The organism is Streptomyces ferrugineus, assembly GCF_015160855.1.
Lineage (GTDB): Bacteria > Actinomycetota > Actinomycetes > Streptomycetales > Streptomycetaceae > Streptomyces > Streptomyces ferrugineus.
Genome location: NZ_CP063373.1, coordinates 2,610,243 through 2,633,946, shown reverse-complemented (window position 1 = coordinate 2,633,946; position 23,704 = coordinate 2,610,243). Strand labels below are relative to the sequence as shown.

Sequence of the window (23,704 nt, the reverse complement as noted above, 5' to 3'; positions counted from 1 at the left end):
GGAGTACGGCCCCGCGCGGGAGCCCGCAGCGGGGCGGAGTCCGGGTGCTGGGACCTCACGCCCCGTTGTCGGTGGGGCGTGCGAGGATCGGAGATGTAGCTCACACGTGTAGGTGCGAAGGAGTGCGCGATGGCCACCAAGCCGCCCAAGGGTGATCCGGTTCAGGACGCGCCGCAGGTCGCCGAGCCGCAGCACGCGGCGGCGGGACTGCCCGCCATCGGGCACACCCTGCGCATCGCGCGGCAGCAGATGGGCGTGAAGCGGACCATGCTGACACTGCTCAGCGTCAATCAGAAGAACGGGTTCGACTGCCCGGGCTGCGCCTGGCCGGAGCCGGACCACCGGCACAAGGCGGAGTTCTGTGAGAACGGCGCGAAGGCGGTGGCCGAGGAGGCCACCCTGCGCCGGGTCACCCCGGAGTTCTTCGCCGCGCACCCGGTCGCCGACCTCGCGACCAGGAGCGGTTACTGGCTGGGGCAGCAGGGGCGGCTCACCCACCCCATGTACCTGCCCGAAGGGGGCACGCACTACGAGCCGGTGTCCTGGGAGCGCGCCTTCGACATCGTCGCCGAGGAGATCGCCGCCCTCGCCTCCCCCGACGAGGCCGTCTTCTACACCTCAGGCCGCACCAGCAACGAGGCCGCGTTCCTCTACCAGCTCTTCGCGCGCGAGCTCGGCACGAACAACCTGCCGGACTGCTCCAACATGTGCCACGAGTCGTCCGGGTCGGCGCTGTCCGAGACCATCGGCGTCGGCAAGGGCAGCGTCCTGCTCGAGGACCTGTACAAGGCGGACCTGATCATCGTCGCCGGGCAGAACCCGGGCACGAACCATCCGCGCATGCTCTCCGCCCTGGAGAAGGCCAAGGCGGCCGGGGCGAAGATCATCACCGTCAATCCGCTGCCCGAGGCCGGCCTGGAGCGCTTCAAGAACCCGCAGACCCCGCAGGGCATGCTCAAGGGCGCCGCGCTCACCGACTTGTTCCTGCAGATCCGCATCGGCGGCGACCAGGCTCTCTTCCGCCTCCTCAACAAGCTGATCCTTCAGACGGAGGGCGCGCTCGACGAGGAGTTCGTCCGCGAGCACACCCATGGCTACGAGGAGTTCGCCGAGGCCGCCCGCGCCGCCGACTGGGACGAGACCCTGACGGCGACCGGCCTCACCCGCGAGGACATCGACAAGGCCATGGCGATGATCCTCGCCTCGCGGCGCACCATCGTGTGCTGGGCCATGGGCCTGACCCAGCACAAGCACTCGGTGCCGACCATCCGCGAGGTCGTCAACTTCCTTCTGCTGCGCGGGAACATCGGCCGCCCGGGCGCGGGCGTGTGCCCGGTGCGCGGTCACTCGAACGTGCAAGGCGACCGGACGATGGGCATCTTCGAGCGGCCCGCCCCGGCCTTCCTGGACGCCCTGGAGAAGGAGTTCGGCTTCGCGCCGCCGCGCGAGCACGGCTACGACGTCGTCCGGGCCATCCGGGCGATGCGCGACGGCGAGGCGAAGGTCTTCTTCGCGATGGGCGGCAACTTCGTGGCGGCCACGCCCGACACCGACGTCACCGAGGCGGCGATGCGGCGCGCCCGGCTGACCGTGCACGTGTCGACGAAGCTCAACCGCAGCCATGCCGTCACCGGCGCCCGTGCGCTGATCCTGCCCACCCTCGGCCGCACCGAGCGCGACCTTCAGGGCGGCGGCGAGCAGTTCGTGACCGTCGAGGACTCCATGGGCATGGTCCACGCCTCCCGGGGCAAGCTGGAGCCGGCGAGCACCCATCTGCTGTCGGAGCCGGCGATCGTGTGCCGGCTGGCGCGGCGGGTGCTGGGCGAGGACAGCCCGACGCCGTGGGAGGAGTTCGAGAAGGACTACGCGACGATCCGGGACCGCATCGCGCGCGTGATCCCCGGTTTCGAGGACTTCAACGCGCGCGTGGCCCGTCCCGGCGGCTTCACGCTCCCGCACGCCCCGCGCGACGAGCGCCGCTTCCCGACGGCGACCGGCAAGGCCAACTTCACCGCGGCCCCGATCGAGTACCCGCGGGTGCCACAAGGGCGGCTGCTGCTGCAGACGCTGCGGTCGCACGACCAGTACAACACCACGATCTACGGCCTGGACGACCGCTACCGGGGGATCAGGAACGGCCGCCGGGTCGTCATGGTCAACCCGGAGGACGCCCAGCGGCTGAACATCGCCGACGGGTCGTACGTCGACCTGGTGAGCGAGTGGAGGGACGGGATCGAGCGGCGGGCGCCCGGCTTCCGGGTGGTGCACTATCCGACGGCCCGCGGCTGCGCGGCCGCCTACTACCCGGAGACCAACGTCCTGGTCCCGCTGGACGCCACCGCGGACACCAGCAACACCCCGGCCAGCAAGTCCGTCGTCGTACGTCTGGAACAATCGGCGACCGACTGAGCGTTTGCTCAGTCGCCTTACCGATCGAGCACGACGAACGGAGCCGGCTCCATGGGCGAGCAGCAGCACGTGAAGTTCCCGCAAGAGGTCATCGACGAGTACGCCGCGCTCGGCGTCGACCTGCCGGCCCTGTTCTCCGCCGGGCACCTCGGGACGCGCATGGGTGTCCAGATACTGGAAGCCTCCGCCGAGCGGGTCGTCGGGACCATGCCGGTGGAGGGGAACACCCAGCCGTACGGACTGCTGCACGGCGGCGCCTCCGCGGTGCTCGCCGAGACGCTCGGGTCGGTGGGGGCGATGCTGCACGCCGGCAGCTCCAAGATCGCGGTCGGTGTCGACCTCAACTGCACCCACCACCGGGGCGTGCGCTCCGGCCTCGTCACCGGCGTGGCCACGCCCCTGCACCAGGGCCGCTCGACGGCGACGTACGAGATCGTGATCAGCGACGAGCAGGGTCGGCGGGTGTGCAGCGCGCGACTGACCTGCCTGCTGCGGGACGTGCGGCCGAGCGACGGGGAGCATGTGCGGGCGGCGAAGTGACGCCTGCACCCCGGCGACGCTCCGGTGACCATCAACCCCCTTGTGTCTCCCCGCCGTTGAAAGCGGAGGGCCCGGGCGCATAACGTCGGGGCATGGTGACGGGAGGGCCCAGCCGGAAGGGGGCCGCGGTCGGACTGGCGCCGTCGGCCGCCGTATCGGCGGCCGGCTGCGGGGATTCGGGCGCGGGGCGAGGCGGCCGAGTCCGGCGCGAGCGCCAACTCGCCCTTCCCGTCGGCGACTCCAGCCGCACAGCGGTGGAGCAGTACCGAAAAGGCGAGCCGACCGGAGGTCCATGGGGTTGAACCGGCAATCCTCAATTCCGCTTTCGGTGCCCCCTGCACGAAAGTGCAGAAGACCGCCGCACTCCTTTCACATTCGTAACTCTGCGTAATACGCCTGCAATGGGAACCAAGAGTTCCAACCCGGTGATCATCTTTCACGCGAGGCGCCGGATACCCCCTGGTAGCCTCCGGCGACGATCCGGGTCATCAGCAAAACCTGTGAACACTCGTGAAGAAGCTACGCGCGAACGCTGCGGATTCTCACTATGCGGACAGGGCGAATCGGCCGGAAATCCGCTCTTCCCCCCACGGAGTACCGCTCTGTGTTACCCCGTGTCATAACAAGAGCGTCACAGCCTTGGTCAGAGCCTCCTCCATGTTCCCCGCGCACGCTTAGAGTCACCGCCAGTCACCGAGCTTCCGGATTCGAAGTCACTTCGACCCAGCGCTCGACTCGGCGCGTTCCACGGGGAACCGCCGTGCCAGGGAAAGGACCTGATTCGTGCGTCAACGTTCGATCATCGCCATAACCGCCGCGCTCGCGGCGGGATCGCTGACACTTACGGCTTGTGGGTCGCGTGACGACGACGGCGGCAGCAGCAACGGCGACAAGACCACAGTTGTGATCGGCCTCGACGCTCCGCTGACCGGCGACCTGTCCGCACTCGGCCTCGGCATGCAGAACTCCGCCGACCTGGCCGTCAAGACGGCCAACAAGGAGGAGTTCGTCAAGGGCGTCGAGTTCAAGCTCGAGCCCCTCGACGACCAGGCGCAGCCCACCGTCGGCCAGCAGAACGCCCAGAAGTTCATCAGCAACAAGGACGTCCTCGGCGTCGTGGGCCCGCTGAACTCCAGCGTCTCGCAGCAGATGCAGAAGCCGTTCAACGACGCCGGCCTGACCCAGGTCTCCCCGGCCAACACCGGTACGGAGCTGACCCAGGGCGACGGCTGGAAGACCGGCAACTCGGTCCGCCAGTTCAAGACGTTCTTCCGCACGGCCACCACGGACGAGATCCAGGGCGCCTTCGCCGCGGACTACCTGTACAACAAGGCCAAGGTCAAGAAGGTCTACCTGATCGACGACCAGAAGACCTACGGCGCGGGCCTCGCCGCCTCCTTCAAGACGAACTTCACCAAGTTCGGCGGCCAGATCGTCGGCACCGACCACATCAACCCCGACGACCGTGACTTCAACGCCGTCGTCGCCAAGATCAAGAAGACCGGCGCCGAAGCCCTCTACTACGGCGGCGAGTACCCGGCGGCCGCCCCGCTGAGCCAGCAGCTCAAGGACAGCGGCCAGAACATCCCGTTCATGGGCGGCGACGGCATCTACTCCGGCGAGTTCCCGAAGCTGAACAAGAAGGCCGAGGGCGACCTCGCCACCTCCGTGGGCAAGCCGGTCGAGCAGCTCGACTCCGCCAAGACGTTCATCAAGAACTACGAGGCGGGCGGCTACGAGGACGCCTACGAGGCCTACGGCGGCCTCACCTACGACGCCACCTGGGCCATCATCGAGGCCGTCAAGCTGGCGGTCGAGGGCAACGACGGCAAGGTCCCCTCCGACGGCCGCAAGGCGGTCCTGGACGCCATGAGCAAGGTCAAGTTCGACGGCGTCACCGGCACCATCTCCTTCGACGAGTTCGGTGACACCACGAACCACACGATGACCGCCTACAAGATCAAGAACAACGCCTGGGCGCCCGAGTACAGCGGCGAACCCAAGCTCGGCTGACGAGGACGAGTAGAGAGCCCTCCCACCTCACACATTGATCCAGGCCGCGCGGGAAGCGCCCACCAGCGCTCCCCGCGCGGCGCCATATCCGAACCACTCCACGGAGGCCCTGCGGTGAACGAACTGCCGCAACAGCTGGCCAATGGACTCATCCTCGGCGCGATGTACGGACTCATCGCGATCGGCTACACGATGGTCTACGGCATCGTCCAGCTCATCAACTTCGCCCACGGCGAGATCTTCATGGTCGGGGGCTTCGGGGCCCTGACCGTCTGGCTGGTGCTTCCCGAAGGCTTCGGCCTCGGCGCCGCCGTACCACTCATGATCATCGGCGGCGTCCTCGTCTCCGTCACCGTCGGCATGGCGGCGGAACGGTTCGCCTACCGCCCGCTGCGCGGCGCACCACGGCTGGCCCCCCTCATCACCGCCATCGGCCTGTCCATCGTCCTCCAGCAGGCCGTGTGGATGTGGTACCCGGACGCCAAGAAGGACCACCCCTTCCCACGGTTCCAGGGCAGCTCCATCGACATCCTCGGCGCCAACATCCAGCGCGGCGACCTCTTCGTTCTCATAGCCGCCCCGCTGTGCATGCTCGCCCTCGGCCTCTTCGTCACCAAGACGCGCTCCGGCCGCGGCATGCAGGCCACCGCCCAGGACCCCGACACGGCCAAGCTGATGGGCATCAACACCGACCGCATCATCGTCATGGCGTTCGCCATCGGTGCCGCGTTCGCCGCCGTCGCCGCCGTCGCCTACGGCCTGAAGAACGGTCAGGTCGGCTTCCGCATGGGCTTCCTGATGGGCCTCAAGGCCTTCACCGCCGCCGTACTCGGCGGCATCGGCAACATCTACGGCGCCATGCTCGGCGGCATCGTCCTCGGCGTCGCCGAGTCCCTCGCCACCGGCTACGTCGGCGACATCCCCGGCATGGACCTCTTCGGCGGCGGCGCCTGGAAGGACGTATGGGCGTTCAGCCTGCTCATCCTCGTCCTGCTGTTCAGGCCACAGGGCCTGCTCGGCGAACGCGTCGCGGATCGGGCGTGATACCCATGACCACCGAAACCCCCATGGACAAGACCACCGGCACCACCAAGGCGTCCACCGCCCAGGCCACGCCGATCATCCCGCTGCCGCAGGCCATGGCACGCATACTGGCCCTCGCCGGCTCCGCCATCGCCCTCATAGGCACCTTCCTCGCCTGGACCTGGACCGAGGAGTTCCCCGGCAAACTCACCATCACCGGCTACCCCGGCGGCCTTCAGGTCCTCACCCTCGCCGGCTCCCTGCTCACCTTGCTGTTCGCCATCTCCGGCTACGGCATCCGCGGCCTGGGCTGGCTCACCCCCGGCGGCAAGAACAGCCCCGTCCTGCTCGCCGCCCTCGGCGTGCTCGGCACCACCGGCTACGCCATGGGCGCCATCAGCCAGGAACTCGGCGGCCTCGTCAACCTCGAGCCCGGCGCCTGGGTCTCCGGCATCGGCGCTCTCATCGCCGTGATCGGCGCCCTCGGCCTCCCGGCCGACCAGCCCTACGGCGCGGCGGAACCGGACCCCAACCTGTGGGGCCGTATCCGCCACTCACTCACCGCCCCCGACCCCGGCCGCGCCAAGGAACTGCCCTCCTGGGCCGAGATCCTGATCATCGCCGTCGGCTTCGGCATCGGCCTGTACGTGTTCGCGTACGGCATCGGCACCGAATACTCCGAACTGTTCATCGGCTTCCTGATCATCGCCGCGTTCGGCATCATCGCCGTCACCCGCGCCGGCCTGCTCAAGCGCCTGTCGGCACTGACCGCCAAGCACCGCAACGTCACCCTCACAGCGGCCTTCGTCGCGGCGATCTGCTTCCCCTTCACCCAGACCAACGACCAGTTCGCCCTCATCGGCGCGAACATCCTGATCTTCGCCACGGTCGCCCTGGGCCTCAACGTCGTCGTCGGCCTTGCCGGCCTGCTCGACCTCGGCTACGTCGCCTTCCTCGGCGTCGGCGCCTACGCCGCCGCCCTGGTCTCCGGCTCCCCGGCATCGACCATCGGCGTCCAGTTCCCGTTCTGGGCGGCCGTCCTCACCGGCGCCGCCGCCTCACTGATCTTCGGCGTGGTGATCGGTGCCCCGACCCTGCGACTGCGCGGCGACTACCTCGCCATCGTCACGCTCGGCTTCGGTGAGATCTTCCGCATCACCATGAACAACCTCAACGGCAACAGCGGACCGGACGTCACCAACGGCTCCAACGGCATCCCCCAGATCCCCGACCTGGAGATCCTCGGATTCAACCTCGGAGTCCCGCACGACGTCCTCGGCCACGAGCTCACCCGCTCGGCCAACTACTACCTGCTGATGCTGCTGTTCACGGCGATCGTCGTGATGGTCTTCCGCCGCTCGGCGGAATCCCGCATCGGCCGCGCCTGGGTCGCCATCCGAGAGGACGAGACCGCCGCCACCGCCATGGGCATCAACGCCTTCCGCCTCAAGCTCCTCGCATTCGCCCTCGGCGCCGCCCTCGCCGGCCTCGCCGGCACCGTCCAGGCCCACGTGTCCTACAGCGTCTCCCCCGAGCAGTACCAGTTCGCCGGCCCCGTGCCGCCCAACTCGGCATTCCTGCTCGCCGCCGTCATCCTCGGCGGCATGGGCACCATCAGCGGACCGCTGATCGGCGCCGCACTGCTCTACCTGATCCCGGCCAAACTCCAGTTCATGGCGGAATACCAGCTGCTCCTCTTCGGCCTCGCGCTGATCCTGCTCATGCGCTTCCGCCCCGAGGGCCTGGTCGCCGACCGCAGGAAGCAGCTCGAATTCCACGAGACCGGACAGCTCGACGTACCGGAGGACAAGCCATTGCCCGAAGGCGCGACCGGCGTCGCCAAGGCAGGGGCGTGACCGCCATGACCACCACCACGACCGCACCCACCAGCACCACCGTGCTCGACGCCAGCGGCGTCACCATGCGCTTCGGCGGCCTGACCGCCGTACGCGACGTGAACCTCACCGTCAACACCGGCGAGATCGTCGGCCTCATCGGCCCCAACGGCGCCGGCAAGACGACCTTCTTCAACTGCCTCACCGGCCTGTACATACCGACCGAGGGCAAAGTCGCCTACAAGGGCACCGTCCTGCCACCCAGACCACACCTGGTCACCCAGGCCGGCATCGCCCGCACGTTCCAGAACATCCGGCTCTTCGCCAACATGACCGTTCTCGAGAACGTACTCGTCGGACGGCACACCCGGACCAAGGAAGGCCTCTGGTCGGCCCTGCTGCGCCTACCCGGCTTCAAGAAGGCCGAAGAAGAATCACGCGAACGGGCCATGGAACTCCTGGAGTTCACCGGCCTGGCCGCCAAGGCCGACCACCTCGCCCGCAACCTGCCCTACGGCGAACAGCGCAAGCTGGAAATCGCCCGGGCACTGGCGAGCCAACCCGGTCTGCTCCTCCTCGACGAGCCGACCGCCGGTATGAACCCGCAGGAAACCCGCGCCACCGAGGAACTCGTCTTCGCCATCCGGGACAAGGGCATCGCCGTCCTCGTCATCGAACACGACATCCGGTTCATCATGAACCTGTGCGACCGGGTCGCCGTCCTGGTCCAGGGCGAGAAAATCGTCGAGGGCCCCGCCGAGGTCGTCCAAGCCGACGAGCGCGTCATCGCCGCCTACCTGGGCACGCCCTTCGAAGGCGCGCCGGGCAAGGAGGAGGCCGCCGAAGTCGAGGCTGCGGAGGCCGACGCGCAGAGCACCACGGAAGGGGACGACCAGTGACCGCACTGCTCGAGGTCGAGGACCTGAGGGTCGCCTACGGCAAGATCGAGGCCGTCAAGGGCATCTCGTTCAAGGTCGACGCGGGCGAGGTCGTCACCCTCATCGGCACCAACGGCGCCGGCAAGACCACCACACTGCGCACCCTGTCGGGCCTGCTGCAGCCGATGTCCGGCCACATCAAGTTCGACGGCAAGTCCCTGAAGAAGGTCCCCGCCCACAAGGTCGTCGCACTGGGACTCGCGCACTCCCCCGAGGGCCGGCGCATCTTCCCCCGCATGACGATCGAGGACAACCTCCGCCTCGGCGCGTTCCTGCGCAACGACAAAGAGGGCATCGAGAAGGACATCCGGCGCGCCTACGACCTGTTCCCCATCCTCGGGGAGCGCCGCAAGCAGGCCGCGGGCACCCTGTCCGGCGGTGAACAGCAGATGCTCGCCATGGGACGGGCGCTGATGTCCCGGCCGAAGCTGCTCATGCTCGACGAGCCCAGTATGGGCCTCTCCCCGATCATGATGCAGAAGATCATGTCGACCATCCAGGAGCTGAAGTCCCAGGGCACCACGATTCTGCTCATCGAGCAGAACGCCCAGGCCGCGCTCTCCCTGGCCGACCACGGCCATGTCATGGAGGTCGGCAAGATCGTCCTCTCCGGCACCGGGCAGGACCTGCTGCACGACGAGTCGGTACGGAAGGCGTACCTGGGCGAGGACTGATCGCCGCCTGCTGTACGGGTGAGGCCCGCGTCCCCTGCCGGGGGCGCGGGCCTCACTCATACGCTGAGCGCTGAGCGCCGGGGGTCAGCCCTTGGCAGCCTTCTTCTCATCGGCGTCCTGGATGACGGCCTCTGCGACCTGCTGCATCGACATCCGCCGGTCCATCGACGTCTTCTGGATCCACCGGAACGCGGCGGGCTCGGTCAGTCCGTACTCGGTCTGCAGAATGGACTTGGCCCGGTCCACGAGCTTGCGCGTCTCCAGGCGCAGGGTGAGGTCGGCAACCTCCTTCTCCAGCTCCTTCAGCTCCGTGAACCGCGAGACGGCCATCTCGATGGCCGGTACGACGTCACTCTTACTGAACGGCTTCACGAGGTACGCCATGGCACCGGCGTCCCGGGCCCGCTCGACCAGGTCGCGCTGCGAGAACGCGGTCAGCATCAGCACCGGAGCGATGGACTCCTCAGCGATCTTCTCGGCCGCCGAGATGCCGTCCATCTTCGGCATCTTCACATCGAGGATGACAAGGTCCGGCCGGTGCTCACGCGCCAACTCCACGGCCTGCTCACCATCACCGGCCTCACCGACGACGGTGTACCCCTCCTCTTCGAGCATCTCTTTGAGATCGAGCCGGATCAGCGCCTCGTCCTCGGCGATGACGACACGGGTCGTCAGCGGAGGCACGTGCGACTTGTCGTCGTCGGGCGCGTCTACGGGCTGGGGCGACTCGGGGGCGGTCACGGGGGCTCCTCGTTCAGGGGCAGGGGTGCTGCTCCCAAGAGCCTACCTAGCTACGGTATGGTGGACGGGCAGCGGGTCGAGGTAAACCTTCGATTCACCGGGCCCCGGTAGCCCAATTGGCAGCAGGCAATGGATTCAAAACCCATACAGTGTCGGTTCGAGTCCGACCCGGGGCACTTTTCCTTCGAACCCAAGGTCACTATCCAGAAGCGGATGTCCACGTTCTCGTGAACATCCGCTTTTTGCTGCGCGCGGTCACGATCAGTGACTCAGAGTGACCGCATGAACTTTCACGGCACTGAGGTTCGACAGAAGGCACTCACCCTGCTGCGCGGCGGCGCCAGGAACGCGGACGTCGCCCGGAAATTCAACGTCCCGCTGGGCACGATCAGCTACTGGAAGCACATCGACCGCGCGAAACGCGGGGAGTGTCCGGGGCGTACACCTCCACCATGCCCTCGTTGTGACGGCTCGCTGGACTCTCCGGCCTACGCTTACCTCCTCGGCCTGTACCTGGGCGACGGTCATATCATCCAGAATCGCGCGATGCGATCCCCTAGCCTGTCCATCACTTGCGCTGAGGCGCACCCCGGGCTCATGGACGAGTGCGAGAACGCCATGCGGTCGGTGTTCCCCGGAAACTCGGTCTGCCGAGTCCGCCGCAAGGGCTGCCGAGAGGTCAAGCTGTACTCCGTGCACTTGTGGTGTCTCTTCCCCCAGCACGGACCTGGCAAGAAGCACGAGCGCACGATTGCTCTCATCCCTTGGCAGCAAGCCATCGTCGACGCCCACCCCTGGGAGTTCATCCGCGGCCTCATCCACTCCGACGGCTGCCGCATCACCAACTGGACGACGCACCTCGTAGCTGGTGAACGCAAGCGCTACGAGTACCCGCGCTACTTCTTCAGCAACAAGTCGGACGACATCAGGAAGCTCTTCACGGACGCCCTCGACAAGGTCGGCGTCGAGTGGACCACCCTCGCTCGCGGCAGCGACCCGTTCAACATCTCCATCGCCCGCAAAGCCTCCGTAGCCCTAATGGACACCCACGTAGGCCCCAAACACTGACCACCGCAAAGGGCCCCTCCTCAAGACTGAAGAGGGGCCCTCCGCCCACTACTTGGGACTGTCGTCCTCTCCGATGTGATGCACCCGCACCATGTTCGTCGAGCCCGACACCCCCGGAGGCGAACCGGCCGTAATGACCACCGTGTCGCCCTTCTTACAGCGGCCGTACTTCAACAGCAGCTCATCCACCTGGTCGACCATCGCGTCCGTCGACTCCACGTGCGGCCCGAGGAACGTCTCCACACCCCACGTCAGATTCAACTGCGACCGCGTCGCCGGCTCCGGCGTGAACGCCAGCAGCGGAATCGGTGACCGATACCGGGACAGGCGGCGGGCCGTGTCGCCGGACTGGGTGAAGGCGACCAGGAACTTGGCGCCCAGGAAGTCGCCCATCTCCGCCGCCGCACGAGCTACCGCACCCCCCTGCGTCCGCGGCTTGTTGCTTTCCGTCAAGGGCGAGAGGCCCTTCGCGAGGATGTCCTCCTCGGCCGCCTCGACGATCTTCGCCATGGTCCGGACCGTCTCGATGGGGTACTTGCCGACGCTCGTCTCGCCGGACAGCATCACCGCGTCCGTGCCATCGATCACGGCGTTGGCCACGTCCGACGCCTCCGCACGCGTCGGGCGCGAGTTGTCGATCATCGAGTCGAGCATCTGCGTCGCCACGATCACCGGTTTGGCGTTGCGCTTGGCGAGCTTGATGGCGCGCTTCTGGACGATCGGGACCTGTTCCAGGGGCATTTCGACGCCCAGGTCGCCGCGCGCCACCATGATGCCGTCGAACGCGGCCACGATGTCGTCGATCGCCTCGACCGCCTGCGGCTTCTCCACCTTGGCGATCACCGGGAGGCGGCGGCCCTCCTCATCCATGATCCTGTGCACGTCCTCGATGTCCCGGCCGCTGCGCACGAAGGACAGCGCGATAACGTCGAAGCCGGTGCGCAGCGCCCAGCGGAGGTCGGCCTCGTCCTTCTCCGAGAGGGCGGGGACGGATACCGCGACGCCGGGGAGGTTCAGGCCCTTGCTGTCGGAGACCATGCCGCCTTCGACCACCGTGGTGTGGACGCGGGGTCCGTCGACGGAGGTGACCTCCAGGCAGACCTTGCCGTCGTCGACGAGGATGCGTTCGCCGGGGGTGACGTCGGCGGCGAGGCCGGAGTAGGTGGTGCCGCAGCTTTCCCGGTCGCCCTGGAACCCCTCTTCCACGTTGATGGTGAAGGTGTCTCCGCGTTCAAGGAGTACAGGTCCTTCGGTGAAGTGGCCGAGGCGGATCTTCGGGCCTTGAAGGTCGGCGAGGACGCCGACGCTGCGCCCGGTCTCGTCGGAGGCCTTGCGTACGCGCTGGTAGCGCTCCTCGTGGTCGGGGTGGCCGCCGTGGCTGAGGTTGAACCGGGCGATGTCCATTCCGGCGTCGACCAGTGCCTTTATCTGGTCGTACGAATCGGTGGCGGGGCCCAGGGTGCAGACGATTTTCGCTCGGCGCATGTTTCGACCCTATGACCTACCGGCGGGTAGGGAATTGGTCCAGCGTGACTACTCAACAACCTTTGCGTGAAGGGCTATTGACAAGTGTTGAATTGTGCGGCAGGGCGCTCCGATGAGCGTTCGAAAGCGCCCCGCTCGGGTTGTTTCACAGCTGCGGCGGCGTCATCGTGAAGCGGGCGTTGACCTGGGCGTGGACGTGCTGGCGCTGGGGTTCGAGGTCGAGTGGGGCCGCGGCGGCGTCCTCGGCGGCGCCGTAGGCCATGGACCGCATACGACCGCCGGGCGCCTGGGGGTATGGCGGCGCGGCGTTCTCCGCGCCGATGTCGGCGAGTTCCACCAGCGCGGCCAGGGAGGCCCCCAGCGCCTCCGCGTACTCCCTCGCGCGCTGTACGGCCTCGCGTACCGCCTGCTGCCGTGCCTCGCGGTGGGCCGACGAGTCGGGGCGCAGGGCCCACCAGGGGCCGTCCACGCGGGTGAGGTCCAAGTCGGCCAGGCGCGTGGTGAGTTCGCCGAGGGCGGTGAAGTCGGTGAGTACGGCGGTGATGTGGACGCGGCCGTGGTAGGCGTGGATACGTTCGCCGCGGCCTTTGTCCTTGAGTTCCGGGCTGATGGAGAAGGCGCCGGTCTCCAGGCGCTCGACCGCGTCGCCGTAGGTCTTGACGAGGTCGAGGACGGTGGTGTTGCGGCGGGTGAGGTCGTCGAGGGCGGCGCGGCGGTCCTTGCCGCGGGAGGCCACGCTGACGCCGATGCGGGCGATCTCGGGGTCGACCTCCAGGCGGGCCTCGCCGCGGACGGCGATGCGCGGGGCGTCGGGGGTGCCGTAGGGGACGGCCGGCTGAAGTTCCTCTGAGGGGGCGGTCATACGTCCCACTCTGTCATCGCTTGCTTGGTTACGGGCACCGTCGGTCATCAGATCGAAACCTCCGGGGTCTGTTGCCGTTCGCCATGGCCAGGTCAGAATCTACGCGCGTTGTTGACCATGCGCGTTGTTGATCATTGCCCGGGAGAAGCACTCATGCCGTTGAACCGCCGGAAGTTCCTGAAGAAGTCCGCCGTGACCGGAGCGGGGGTGGCGCTCGCCGGGGCGGCGGCTCCTACGGCGCAGGCAGCGGAGGAGGCCACGACGACGACGAAGAAGTGCGCCAAGCGGTACTCGCTGACCGTGATGGGCACCACCGATCTGCACGGTCACATCTTCAACTGGGACTACTTCAAGGACGCCGAGTACACCGACGCCAAGGGCAACGCGCAGGGTCTCGCGCGGGTGTCGACGCTGGTGAACCAGGTCCGCGAGGAGCGGGGCCGGCGCAACACGCTGCTGATCGACGCGGGCGACACCATCCAGGGCACCCCGCTGACGTACTACTACGCCAAGGTGGACCCGATCACCGCCCAGGGTGGCCCGGTGCATCCGATGGCGCAGGCGATGAACGCCATCGGCTTCGACGCGGTGGCGCTCGGCAACCACGAGTTCAACTACGGCATCGAGACGCTGCGCAAGTTCGAGGAGCAGTGCGACTTCCCGCTGCTGGGTGCGAACGCGCTGGACGCGAAGACGCTGAAGCCGGCCTTTCCGCCGTACTTCATCAAGAGGTTCCGCGTGCCGGGCGCCCCGCCGGTGAAGGTCGCCGTCCTCGGTCTGACCAACCCGGGCATCGCGATCTGGGACAAGGCCTATGTGCAGGGCAAGCTGACCTTCCCCGGTCTGGAAGAGCAGGCGGCGAAGTGGGTGCCGAAGCTGAAGGCGATGGGCGCGGACGTGGTGATCGTCTCGGCGCACTCCGGTTCCTCGGGCACGTCGTCCTACGGTGACCAGCTGCCGTACATCGAGAACTCGGCGGCGCTGGTGGCGCAGCAGGTGCCGGACATCGACGCGATCCTGGTCGGCCACGCGCATGTGGAGATCCCGGAGCTGAAGGTCACCAACGCCAAGACCGGCAGGACGGTCGTGCTGTCGGAGCCGCTGGCCTACGCGGAGCGGCTGTCGCTGTTCGACATCGAGCTGGCGTTCGAGAAGGGGCGCTGGTCGGTCGAGAAGGTCGCCGCGTCGGTGCTCAACTCCAACACGGTCGCCGACGACCCGAAGATCACCAAGCTGCTGACGGACGAGCACGAGAAGGTCGTCGCGTACGTCAACCAGGTCGTCGGCACCGCGACCGCGACGCTGACCACGGTCGAGGCCCGCTACAAGGACGCCCCGATCATCGACCTGATCACCAAGGTCCAGGAGGATGTCGCGAGGGCGGCGCTGGCGGACACGGAGTACGCCTCGCTGCCCGTCATCGCGCAGGCGTCCCCGTTCTCGCGCACCTCTCAGATCCCGGCCGGCGAGGTGACGATCCGGGATCTGTCGAGCCTGTACGTGTACGACAACACGCTGGTCGCGAAGCTGATGACGGGCGCGCAGATCAAGGCGTACCTGGAGTACTCGGCCGAGTACTTCGTGCAGACCGCCGCCGACGCGGCCGTCGACGTGGACAGGCTGACCAACGCGGGCAACCGTCCGGACTACAACTACGACTACGTGTCCGGGCTGTCGTACGAGATCGACATCGCGCAGGCGGCGGGTTCGCGGATCAAGAACCTGGCCTACGACGGTGCGGCTCTCGACGACGCGCAGAAGTTCGTGTTCGCGGTGAACAACTACCGCGCCAACGGTGGCGGCGCGTTCCCGCATGTGGCGTCGGCTCAGGAGCTGTGGTCGGAGTCGACGGAGATCCGTACCCGGATCGCGGAGTGGGTGACCGCGAAGGGTGTGCTGGACCCGAAGGACTTCGCGTCGGTGGACTGGAAGCTGACGCGGGACGGTACGCCTGTCTTCTAGCGCCGGACGGTGCGGGCCGGCGGCAGCTCCGCCGGCCCGCATCCCGCCTCAGAACAGGCTTGTCACGCTGTCCTGAATGGCCGCCACATCGCCGGCGACGGCGGCCGTGGCCGCCACGCCGGGGCCGATGAAGCCGAGCCAGCGCAGCAGGGTGTTGCGGCGCGGCTCGTCCCGGGTGAGTTCCGCCTCGACCTGTTCGGCCGCGTGGACGAGGTCGTCGCCGTCCTCGTACTGGTCCTGGTTGGCGCGCAGTTGCTCGAGCAGCAGCCGTGCCGCGGCGCGCAGTTCGGCGATGGCGGCCTCGCGGTCGGGCTCGGCGGCGCTCTCGTTGGTCGCGGTCGAGCGGTTGACGGCGACCGCGCTGCCGTCGATGCGGATGTCGCCGCCGGCCTGGATGCCGCTGTTGTTCCCGGCACCGGGTGCAGACATGTCGTCACCTTCCTCGGTTCGCGGGCGGGGCCGCCGCCGGTGGAGCGGCCGACGCCGGTTGCCCCGGGCCGCCCGTGGTCTGGCCGCGCCGGAAGACTCCGGCGACGCTGCCGCCGACGCCGACGGCGGAACCGGTGACCGTGACGTCGCCGCCCGCGTACAAGCCGGTGTTGTTGATGGTGGTCTGGCGTTGGATCAGTTCGTTGGTGTCGATGTTGTGGTCCTCCAGGAACTCCACCAGGGCGTCCAGGACCCGGTGTTCGACCGTCTTGGCGTACAGCTCGCGGTCGAGTTGCTGGAAGTAGCGGTAGTACATCTGGTCGCTTGCGGCGTCTCTGATGCTGAAGGACGCCCCGTAGTTGAAGGTGCGGTGGCGGATCTCCTGCGCCTGACGGCGTTGCTTGCCGTGCTGGGTGAACGGACCGAACAGGCCCGCGGCGACGGAGAAGGGGGAGCCGACCAGCAGCAGCGGCGCGCGCAGGCCCGCCTGGCTCACCAGGGTCCACCACTGGCGGAAGGTCGGAGAGTCCAGCAGCTGGTCCGAGATGCGGTAGCGCTCGCGCACGGGGGCGAGGAGGGAGCTGCTGCCCTCGATGAAGAGCATCTTGCGGTCGGACAGCAGCGCGAACCGCAGGAAGAAGGTGATGGCCAGTTCACCGCTCCAGCCGGTGACCCGGATCGCCAGATAGGGGCGGGCGCGGCCCTTGCCGTCCTCGCGCAGCTCGTGCAGGAGGTCCGGGGAGACGCGCGCGCTGGGTGGTCCGGCGGGGTCCGGCAGCAGTTCGGAGCGGGTCCGGTCGTCCACCTCGTACTGCAGGTCCTTGCCGTTGACCAGCAGCAGGTTCTCGACGTGGACGCCGGGCAGCTTCAGCTCCCCGACCCGGTCGGCGAGGTGGTCGTTGAGCTCGTGCACGGTGAAGGGCACGACTTCCTCGCCCTCTTCGGGGCGCGCGGTGTCGAGGGCGAACGACCAGGTGCTCGTGGTCGTCCCGTACCCGACGAAGGGGGCGTAGAGCGAGGAGACGACGACGTTGCCCCGGTCGCGCTTCTCGATCTCCTGGATGCGCCGCCGGTGCTCGGAGCCGACCGGCTCCGGGGCCCGCGCCGGGTCGAAGTTCCGCCGGCCGAGTTGTTTGGCGACGACGCCGTAGTGCACCGACAGCGATTCGACGGCGACGATGATCCACGCCACGAGCCAGCCCAGGACGACGGCGGTGCCGAAGTCCATCGGCAGCATGATCACCACGATCAGGAGCAGCACGGCGAGCAGGACGTCCCGGACCACCTGGCGGCGGCGGGCCGCCAGCGCGTGCCGCAGTACGCAGCCGAGGTCGACGCCCGGCGACGAGGCGACCGCGCGGCGCGGCTCTTCCACGATCTGCTCGACGGCCCGGCGGGCGAACTTGGTGTCGGTGTGGACGGCGGTGCACAGGTACCGGGTGATGTCGGGGGCGAAGCGGGTGCTCGGGGCCGGCTCGGGGGTGTCGGCGGGGGACGGTGGTGCGGGGGCGGTGCGGGGGCGGTCGGCGGGAGGCTGCGGGGGCGCGGCGGGGATGGGGGGCGGGGACGGGGTGGATCCGGGCGAGGCGGACTGGGACGGGATGGACGGCGATGGGTTCGGGCCCTCCGTCGGGTGGGGTGTGGTCATGGGTGTGCGCCTCCTCTCATTTCGATGCGGCAGCGTGCGAGTTCGAAAAGCGGCGGCGTAATGCGGTCGATGTCAGCCATTTCGGTGACCGAATGGCCGTCGAGGAAAAGGCGGTGCCGCGCGTCCGGGAGAAATCCGGGACCCGGGGAGTGTCCGGCGACGTCAGGGCGCGGGTACGCGGGGCGGCGCCATAAGTGGATCGCTGAGCGAAAGAACTGATCTTCCGCCGGAAAACAGATCGCTCGCCCCCGTCGCCGCGACATGTAGCGGAAGATAGCAGCGTGCCCCGGCGGAGGGGAGAGACCCGGGATATTCACGAGGGGTTTTCCGCGTCCCCTTCCATGATTCTTCACCCGGATCGCACAGGTGTCCGCAGGGGTTGAGCCGGGCGGCGGTCCTACCACCTCTCGACCAGCGGGGTGAGGACCGGTGCCTGGCGTGCGGCGGGGATCCGCGGCCGCTGTTCGAGGCCGAAGGTGGTGAAGGCCGTACGGCTGGGAAGCGGGTAGGTCTCCTTCGCGGTCAGGGAGTTGATGATGCAGGCGCTGCGCCAGGCCGCGAGGCCGAGGTCGGGGGCGCCGACGCCGTGGGTGTGGCGCTCGGCGTTCTGGACGTAGACATGGCAGCCGGCGCCGGAGACGGCCGGGTCCAGGACCAGCCGGTAGCGGTCGTCGACGCGGGGGCGTTCCCGGCTGTCGCGGCGCATGTAGGGGTCGAGGCCGGCGAGGAGGCGGTCGAGGGAGCGCTCGCGGTAGCCGGTGGCCAGGACGACGGCGTCGGTGGTCATGCGCGAGCGGGTGTTCTGGTGGATGTGCTCCAGATGGAGCTCCACCCTGGTGGTGGCGATCCGGCCGGCGGTGCGGACCCGGACGCCCGGGGTGAGGATCGTGTCGGGCCAGCCGCCGTGCAGGGTGCGGCGGTAGAGCTCGTCGTGGATGGCGGCGAGGGTGGCGGCGTCGATGCCCTTGTGGAGCTGCCACTGGGAGGCGACGAGCTGGTCGCGGACCGGTTCGGCGAGGGCCTGGAAGTAGCGGGTGTAGTCGGGGGTGAAGTGCTCCAGGCCGAGCTTGGAGTACTCCATGGGCGCGAAGGCCGCGCTGCGGCCGAGCCAGTGCAGTTTCTCGCGCCCGGTGGGGCGGTGTCGGAGCAGGTCCAGGAAGATCTCGGCGCCCGACTGCCCGGAGCCGATGACGGTGATGTGCTCGGCGGCGAGCAGGGTCTCGCGGTGGTCGAGATAGTCGGCGGCGTGGATCACCGGGACGTTGGGCGCGTCGACGAGGGGCCGCAGCGGGTCGGGGACGTGGGGCTCGGTGCCGATGCCGAGGGCGATGTTCTTCGTGTAGGTACGCCCCAGCGCCTCCGCCTCCCCGTCGGGGGCGATGCGGGTGAAGTCGACCTCGAAGACGTCGCGTTCGGGGTTGAAGCGGACCGCGTCGACCTGGTGGCCGAAGCGCAGTGCGCCGAGGTTCTCGCAGACCCAGCGGCAGTAGGCGTCGTACTCGGCGCGCTGGATGTGGAAGCGCTCGGAGAAGTAGAACGGGAAGAGCCGGTCGCGGGCCTTGAGGAAGTTGAGGAACGACCAGGGGCTGGCGGGGTCGGCGAGTGTCACCAGGTCGGCGAGGAAGGGGACTTGGACGCGGGAGCCTTCGATGAGCAGCCCCGGGTGCCAGGAGAAGGCGGAGCGCTGTTCGTAGAAGACGGCGTCGAGTTCGGCGAGCGGGTGGGCGAGGGCGGCCAGGGAGAGGTTGAAGGGGCCGACGCCGATGCCGACGAGGTCTCGGGGGGTGTCGGGGTTCTGGCCTCGGGTGCCGGGGTTCTTGCCCCGCGGGTCGGGGTTCTTGCCCCGCGGGTCGGGGTGCTGCGTGGACGGGGTCCGGGGCGGCCGGGGGTTCGCGTCGGGGCCTGGGTGGGGGGTCGTCTTGGGGCTCATCCGGGGGTGTTTCCTTCCACCAGTTTCAGGAGGGCGGCCAGGTCGTCCGGGCGCGTGCGGGGGTTGAGGAGGGTGGCCTTCAGCCACAGGCGCCCGTCTATCCGGGCCCGGCCGAGTACGGCGCGGCCGTCGGTGAGGAGCCTTCGGCGTACGGCGGCGACGGTGTCGTCGGCGGCGTGTGCGGGCCGGAACAGGACCGTGCTGAGGGTGGGCCGGTCGTAGAGCTCGAAGCCGGGGTGGTCTTGGACGAGGGCGGCGAACTCGCAGGCCCCGTCGCAGACTTGCTCGACCAGTCGGCCGAGGCCGCTGCGGCCGAGGGTCTTGAGGGTGACGGCGATCTTGAGGACATCGGGTCTGCGGCTGGTGCGCAGGGAGCGGCCGAGCAGGTCGGGCAGGCCCGCCTCGGTGTCGTCGTCGGCGTTGAGGTAGTCGGCGCGGTGGTGCAGCACGGCCAGGTCGCCCGGGTCGCGGACGGCGAGGAGGCCGGCGGCGACGGGCTGCCAGCCCAGTTTGTGCAGGTCGAGGGTGACGGTGTCGGCGGCGTCGAGGCCGGTCAGCCGGTCGCGGTACCGGCCGCTGAAGAGCAGGCCCGCGCCGTAGGCGGCGTCCACGTGGAGCCGGGCGCCGTGGGCCGAGCACAGGGCCGCGATCTCGGGGAGCGGGTCGACGATCCCGGCGTCGGTGGTACCGGCGGTGGCGACGACGAGGTGCGGTCCGGCCAGCTCGGTGAGGGCCTCGTCCAGTGCGGCGGGGTCGAGGGCACCGGCCGGGGCGGGCACGACGACGGGCTCGGCCAGTCCCAGCAGCCAGGCGGCGCGGGGCAGCGAGTGGTGCGCGTTGGCCCCGAGGACGAGGCGGACGCCGGCGCCGTGCGCCTCCCGGGCGAGGAGAAGGGCGAGTTGGTTGGATTCGGTGCCGCCGGTGGTGATCAGGGCGGCGGGGGATCGCCGCAGTGCGCTGCCCCGGTGCGCCCCTCCCCCGCCACCGAAGACCTCCCGCACGAGCGCCCCCGTGTCGCCGAACACCTCCCGCGCGAGCGCCCCCGTCACCAGCGCCTCCAGCTCCGAGGCGCCCGGCGCCTGGTCCCAGGAGTCCAGCGACGGGTTGAGGGCCGAGACGGCCAGGTCGGCGGCGGTCGCGAGGGCGAGGGGCGGGCAGTGGAGATGGGCGGTGCAGAAGGGGTCCGCGGGGTCGGCGGCGGCCTCGGCCAGGGCCCGGACGACGGTGTGGAGGGCGTTCGGATCGCCCTGGTCCGGCAGTACGTCCCCGACCGCGGCCCGCACGCGCGCGGCCACCGCGGCCGGGCCGCCCGAGGGCAGCGGGCCCCCGCGTGCCCGCGCGCCCTCGTCGAGCGCGTCCAGGACGGTGTCGAGCAACGGCCGTAGGGCGTGGGGACCTTCAGGGCCTGACGCGAGCGACGGCGTGCTCATCGTGTCCTCCCGGGCGCTGGGCAAGAGGGACTTCCAGCTTGTACCCGGATGCACGGTGGCGCCCGAAAAGCCCAATGAGCGGAACCCGAAAGGGGGTACTTTCGTGCGGGGAAAGCGTGTCGGATGCCGTGTGCCGCGTTCGGCGGAGTAGGGGCGGCCGGACGAACCGGCGCCCCCTACCTCGGAAGTACTAGACCCGCTGACCCTCTCGCACCTTCAACGCCCGTGCCAGGTCGTCGAGTTGGTCGGCGAGCCTGCGTCGCAGCGCCGGGATCGGCTCGTCGTCGCGCAGGCATTCCTCGCCCAGGCGCAGGGAGTCGGGGTCGACGGCGTACACCGGGAAGGCGAAGCGGCCGACGGCGGCGGCGATGGCGGGGCCGCGGCGGGCGGCCAGGGCGACCGCGTCCTTGTAGAAGCGCGGCACGTACTGCCGTACGAGATCGGCCTGTTCGGGCTGCCAGAAGCCCTGGGCGGTCGCGGTGAGCATGTGGTTGGACAGGTCGGTGCCCTCGTCGGTGGCGAACATGGCCTCCCAGGCCCTCGCCTTGGCGTCCTCGTCGGGCAGGGCGGCCCGGCAGCGGGCGGCGCCCTCCTGGCCGGAGGCGCTCGGGTCGCGGTCCAGCTCGGCGGCGATGGCGGCCTCGTCGACGGCGCCGAGCGCGGCGAGCCGGACCAGGACGCGCCAGCGCAGCTCGGGGTCGAGCTCGGGTCCGCCGGGCACGGTGCCGTCGGCGAGCCAGGCGGCGATCGTGTCGGGGTGGGCTGCGACGCCGATGAAGTGGCGTACCGCGATCAGGCGCAGGCCGGGGTTGTCGCCGTCCTCGGTGCGGCGGATCAGGTCGCGGCACAGGGCGGAGAGCGTGCTCAGCGCGGCGGGCCGCTGCTCGGCGGGGAGGTACTGGTCGGCGACCTGGGCGGAGGCGAAGGCGAGGACGCCCTGCACGATGGCGAGGTCGGTCTCGTGCGGAAGGTGGGTGCGGGCGGTCTCCAGATAGGCGATGGCGGGCAGTTCGCCGTCGCGGACGGCGTCGCGCAGCGCGTTCCAGACGACCGCGCGGGTGAGCGGGTCGGGCAGTCCGGCCAGGCGCTCCTGGACCGTGGCGAAGGATCCGGTGTCGAAGCGGACCTTGGCGTAGGTCAGGTCGCCGTCGTTGAGCAGCAGCAGGGCCGGGCGCTTGCCGATGGGCTGCGGGGCGCTCTGCGGGACGTCGAGGTCGAGGCGTTCGCGCAGGGTGAGATGGCCCTCGTCGTCGCCCAGGTCCTGGTCGTACAGGCCGACGGCGATGCGGTGCGGGCGGCTGCCCGAGTGGTCGACGGTGAGCGTGTACGTGCCGTTGTCGCCGGGCGTGACGGCCGCGGTGAGGGTGTCGACGCCGGTGGTGCGCAGCCAGGTGTCGGCCCAGGCGTGGACGTCGCGTTCGGTGGCGGTGGCGAGGGAGTCGATGAAGTCGGCCAGGGTGGCGTTGGCGAACCGGTGGCGGGCGAAGTGGGTGTTGATGCCGGCGAGGAAGTCCTTCTCGCCGAGCCAGGCCACCAGCTGGCGCAGCGCGGAGGCGCCCTTGGCGTAGGAGATGCCGTCGAAGTTGAGCATGGCGGAGGCGGTGTCCTCGACGCTCTCGGGGGCCACCGGGTGGGTGGAGGGGCGCTGGTCGGCGTCGTAGCCCCAGGCCTTGCGGGCGACGCCGAAGTCGACCCAGGTGTCGCCGAAGCGGGTGGCCTCGGCGCAGATCTGGTAGCCCATGTACTCGGCGAAGGACTCGTTCAGCCAGATGTCGTCCCACCAGCGCAGGGTGACGAGGTCGCCGAACCACATGTGGGCCATCTCGTGGGCGATGACCATCGCACGGGTCTGCCGCTCGGTGACGGTGACGGCGGATCGGAAGACGAACTCGTCGCGGAAGGTGACCAGTCCGGGGTTCTCCATGGCGCCGGCGTTGAACTCGGGGACGAACGCCTGGTCGTAGGAGTCGAAGGGGTAGGGCTCGTCGAACTTCTCGTGGAAGCGGTCGAAGCACTGCCGGGTGACCTGGAGCAGTTCGTCGGCGTCCGCGTCCAGGTAGGGGGCCAGGGAGCGGCGGCAGTGGATGCCGAAGGGCAGTCCGCGGTGCTCGGTGCGCACCGAGTGCCAGGGGCCGGCGGCGAGGGCGACCAGGTAGGTGGAGATCAGCGGGGTGGGCGCGGCCTGCCAGCGGCCGTCGCCGAGGTGCTCGGTGACGCCGTTGGCGAGGACGGTCCAGCCCTCGGGGGCGGTGACGGACAGGTCGAAGACGGCCTTGAGGTCGGGCTGGTCGAAAGCCGGGAAGACCAGCTTGCAGTGGTCCATCCCGAGCTGGGTGTAGAGATAGGTCTCGCCGTCGGTGGGGTCGGTGAAGCGGTGCATGCCCTCGCCGGTGCGGGAGTAGCGCATGGCCGCGTCGACGCGCAGTTCGTGCTCACCGGCGGTGAGGTTCTTCAGGGGCAGCCGCTCGCCGTCCAGGGTCTGCGGGTCCAGGGGTTGTCCGTCCAGCGTGACGGAGCGCAGCTCGGCGGGCTTGATCTCGACGAACGTGTCCGCGTCGGCGCGCGCGGTGAACTCGATGACGGTACGGGAGTCGAAGGTCTCGTCCCCGGTCGTCAGATCGAGTTCGATCGCGTAGCGATGGACGTCGAGGAGCCGGGCACGGGTCTGCGCTTCGTCGCGCGTGAGTACGGACATGCAGGACATGCTGCCTGATGGC

General features: G+C 69.2%; 17 protein-coding genes and 1 tRNA gene. 10 read left to right on the top strand and 8 right to left on the bottom strand.

Features of this window, described 5'->3' with window-relative positions; translation table 11 throughout:
* Window positions 1-129 precede the first annotated feature (129 nt).
* From IM697_RS11975 to IM697_RS11945, 7 genes are all read left to right on the top strand, one after another.
* Window positions 130-2,409, top strand: coding sequence for an FdhF/YdeP family oxidoreductase (locus tag IM697_RS11975; protein ID WP_194047383.1), 2,280 nt, complete (start codon window positions 130-132; stop codon window positions 2,407-2,409).
* Window positions 2,410-2,460: 51 nt separating this feature from the next.
* Window positions 2,461-2,949 carry a hotdog fold thioesterase gene (locus IM697_RS11970; RefSeq protein ID WP_194047381.1) on the top strand — a complete coding sequence of 163 codons (489 nt, stop codon included), beginning with the start codon at window positions 2,461-2,463 and terminating at the stop codon, window positions 2,947-2,949.
* 783 nt (window positions 2,950-3,732) lie between these two features.
* Window positions 3,733-4,962, top strand: a complete 1,230-nt coding sequence (locus tag IM697_RS11965; protein ID WP_407699623.1) for a branched-chain amino acid ABC transporter substrate-binding protein — start codon at window positions 3,733-3,735, stop codon at window positions 4,960-4,962.
* A 114-nt stretch (window positions 4,963-5,076) separates the two neighbouring features.
* Window positions 5,077-6,006 (top strand): branched-chain amino acid ABC transporter permease, encoded by a 930-nt coding sequence (locus tag IM697_RS11960; protein WP_194047380.1) that lies wholly within the window; start codon window positions 5,077-5,079, stop codon window positions 6,004-6,006.
* A 23-nt stretch (window positions 6,007-6,029) separates the two neighbouring features.
* Complete coding sequence (locus IM697_RS11955) at window positions 6,030-7,841, top strand: branched-chain amino acid ABC transporter permease (protein WP_194049680.1); 1,812 nt, start codon at window positions 6,030-6,032, stop codon at window positions 7,839-7,841.
* Between the two features lie 5 nt (window positions 7,842-7,846).
* Window positions 7,847-8,719, top strand: a complete 873-nt coding sequence (locus IM697_RS11950) for an ABC transporter ATP-binding protein (RefSeq protein ID WP_194047378.1) — start codon at window positions 7,847-7,849, stop codon at window positions 8,717-8,719.
* Window positions 8,716-9,432, top strand: a complete 717-nt coding sequence (locus IM697_RS11945) for an ABC transporter ATP-binding protein (protein ID WP_194047376.1) — start codon at window positions 8,716-8,718, stop codon at window positions 9,430-9,432. Before IM697_RS11950 ends, IM697_RS11945 begins: the two co-directional genes overlap by 4 nt.
* A gap of 84 nt (window positions 9,433-9,516) precedes the next feature.
* On the opposite strand, the gene IM697_RS11940 is transcribed toward IM697_RS11945, so the two are convergent.
* Window positions 9,517-10,173, bottom strand: coding sequence for an ANTAR domain-containing response regulator (locus tag IM697_RS11940; RefSeq protein ID WP_194047374.1), 657 nt, complete (start codon window positions 10,171-10,173; stop codon window positions 9,517-9,519).
* Window positions 10,174-10,274: 101 nt separating this feature from the next.
* Between IM697_RS11940 and IM697_RS11935 the strand changes: the two genes are divergently transcribed.
* Window positions 10,275-10,349: transfer RNA gene (locus IM697_RS11935), tRNA-Leu, on the top strand.
* Window positions 10,350-10,455: 106 nt separating this feature from the next.
* On the top strand, window positions 10,456-11,241 hold the full coding sequence (locus IM697_RS11930; RefSeq protein WP_194047372.1) for a helix-turn-helix domain-containing protein: 786 nt from the start codon (window positions 10,456-10,458) through the stop codon (window positions 11,239-11,241).
* A gap of 48 nt (window positions 11,242-11,289) precedes the next feature.
* Here the strand turns inward: IM697_RS11930 and pyk are convergent, their stop codons facing one another.
* Both pyk and IM697_RS11920 read right to left on the bottom strand, forming a co-directional pair.
* Complete coding sequence (pyk, locus tag IM697_RS11925) at window positions 11,290-12,726, bottom strand: pyruvate kinase (protein WP_194047370.1); 1,437 nt, start codon at window positions 12,724-12,726, stop codon at window positions 11,290-11,292.
* A gap of 145 nt (window positions 12,727-12,871) precedes the next feature.
* Window positions 12,872-13,588 (bottom strand): SIMPL domain-containing protein, encoded by a 717-nt coding sequence (locus IM697_RS11920; protein WP_194047369.1) that lies wholly within the window; start codon window positions 13,586-13,588, stop codon window positions 12,872-12,874.
* Window positions 13,589-13,741: 153 nt separating this feature from the next.
* On the opposite strand from IM697_RS11920, the gene IM697_RS11915 reads away from it, so the two are divergent.
* On the top strand, window positions 13,742-15,550 hold the full coding sequence (locus IM697_RS11915; protein WP_194047367.1) for a bifunctional metallophosphatase/5'-nucleotidase: 1,809 nt from the start codon (window positions 13,742-13,744) through the stop codon (window positions 15,548-15,550).
* Between the two features lie 48 nt (window positions 15,551-15,598).
* On the opposite strand, the gene IM697_RS11910 is transcribed toward IM697_RS11915, so the two are convergent.
* The 5 genes from IM697_RS11910 to pepN all read right to left on the bottom strand — a co-directional run bounded on the left by IM697_RS11910 (window position 15,599) and on the right by pepN (window position 23,682).
* Window positions 15,599-15,979: a hypothetical protein gene (locus IM697_RS11910; protein WP_194047364.1), complete on the bottom strand. Its 381-nt coding sequence runs from the start codon at window positions 15,977-15,979 to the stop codon at window positions 15,599-15,601.
* A 4-nt stretch (window positions 15,980-15,983) separates the two neighbouring features.
* The gene (locus tag IM697_RS11905; protein WP_265582715.1) at window positions 15,984-17,627 is read right to left on the bottom strand and encodes a hypothetical protein; all 1,644 of its coding nucleotides are present in this window, start codon (window positions 17,625-17,627) and stop codon (window positions 15,984-15,986) included.
* 397 nt (window positions 17,628-18,024) lie between these two features.
* Entirely contained in the window at window positions 18,025-19,557 is a 1,533-nt protein-coding gene (locus IM697_RS11900) for a lysine N(6)-hydroxylase/L-ornithine N(5)-oxygenase family protein (protein WP_194047362.1), read from the bottom strand.
* On the bottom strand, window positions 19,554-20,987 hold the full coding sequence (locus tag IM697_RS11895) for a pyridoxal phosphate-dependent decarboxylase family protein (protein ID WP_194047360.1): 1,434 nt from the start codon (window positions 20,985-20,987) through the stop codon (window positions 19,554-19,556). The genes IM697_RS11900 and IM697_RS11895 overlap by 4 nt, the downstream gene beginning before the upstream one ends.
* A 190-nt stretch (window positions 20,988-21,177) precedes the next feature.
* Complete coding sequence (pepN, locus tag IM697_RS11890) at window positions 21,178-23,682, bottom strand: aminopeptidase N (protein ID WP_194047358.1); 2,505 nt, start codon at window positions 23,680-23,682, stop codon at window positions 21,178-21,180.
* Window positions 23,683-23,704 lie beyond the last annotated feature (22 nt).

Coding starts and splice junctions, on each gene's coding strand:
- IM697_RS11905 (WP_265582715.1), bottom strand. CDS start 17,627: ATGACCACACCCCACCCGACGGAGGGCCCGAACCCATCGCCGTCCATC.
- IM697_RS11900 (WP_194047362.1), bottom strand. CDS start 19,557: ATGAGCCCCAAGACGACCCCCCACCCAGGCCCCGACGCGAACCCCCGG.
- IM697_RS11920 (WP_194047369.1), bottom strand. CDS start 13,588: ATGACCGCCCCCTCAGAGGAACTTCAGCCGGCCGTCCCCTACGGCACC.
- IM697_RS11955 (WP_194049680.1), top strand. CDS start 6,030: ATGGACAAGACCACCGGCACCACCAAGGCGTCCACCGCCCAGGCCACG.
- IM697_RS11910 (WP_194047364.1), bottom strand. CDS start 15,979: ATGTCTGCACCCGGTGCCGGGAACAACAGCGGCATCCAGGCCGGCGGC.
- IM697_RS11975 (WP_194047383.1), top strand. CDS start 130: ATGGCCACCAAGCCGCCCAAGGGTGATCCGGTTCAGGACGCGCCGCAG.
- pyk (WP_194047370.1), bottom strand. CDS start 12,726: ATGCGCCGAGCGAAAATCGTCTGCACCCTGGGCCCCGCCACCGATTCG.
- IM697_RS11970 (WP_194047381.1), top strand. CDS start 2,461: ATGGGCGAGCAGCAGCACGTGAAGTTCCCGCAAGAGGTCATCGACGAG.
- pepN (WP_194047358.1), bottom strand. CDS start 23,682: ATGTCCGTACTCACGCGCGACGAAGCGCAGACCCGTGCCCGGCTCCTC.
- IM697_RS11930 (WP_194047372.1), top strand. CDS start 10,456: ATGAACTTTCACGGCACTGAGGTTCGACAGAAGGCACTCACCCTGCTG.
- IM697_RS11895 (WP_194047360.1), bottom strand. CDS start 20,987: ATGAGCACGCCGTCGCTCGCGTCAGGCCCTGAAGGTCCCCACGCCCTA.
- IM697_RS11915 (WP_194047367.1), top strand. CDS start 13,742: ATGCCGTTGAACCGCCGGAAGTTCCTGAAGAAGTCCGCCGTGACCGGA.
- IM697_RS11950 (WP_194047378.1), top strand. CDS start 7,847: ATGACCACCACCACGACCGCACCCACCAGCACCACCGTGCTCGACGCC.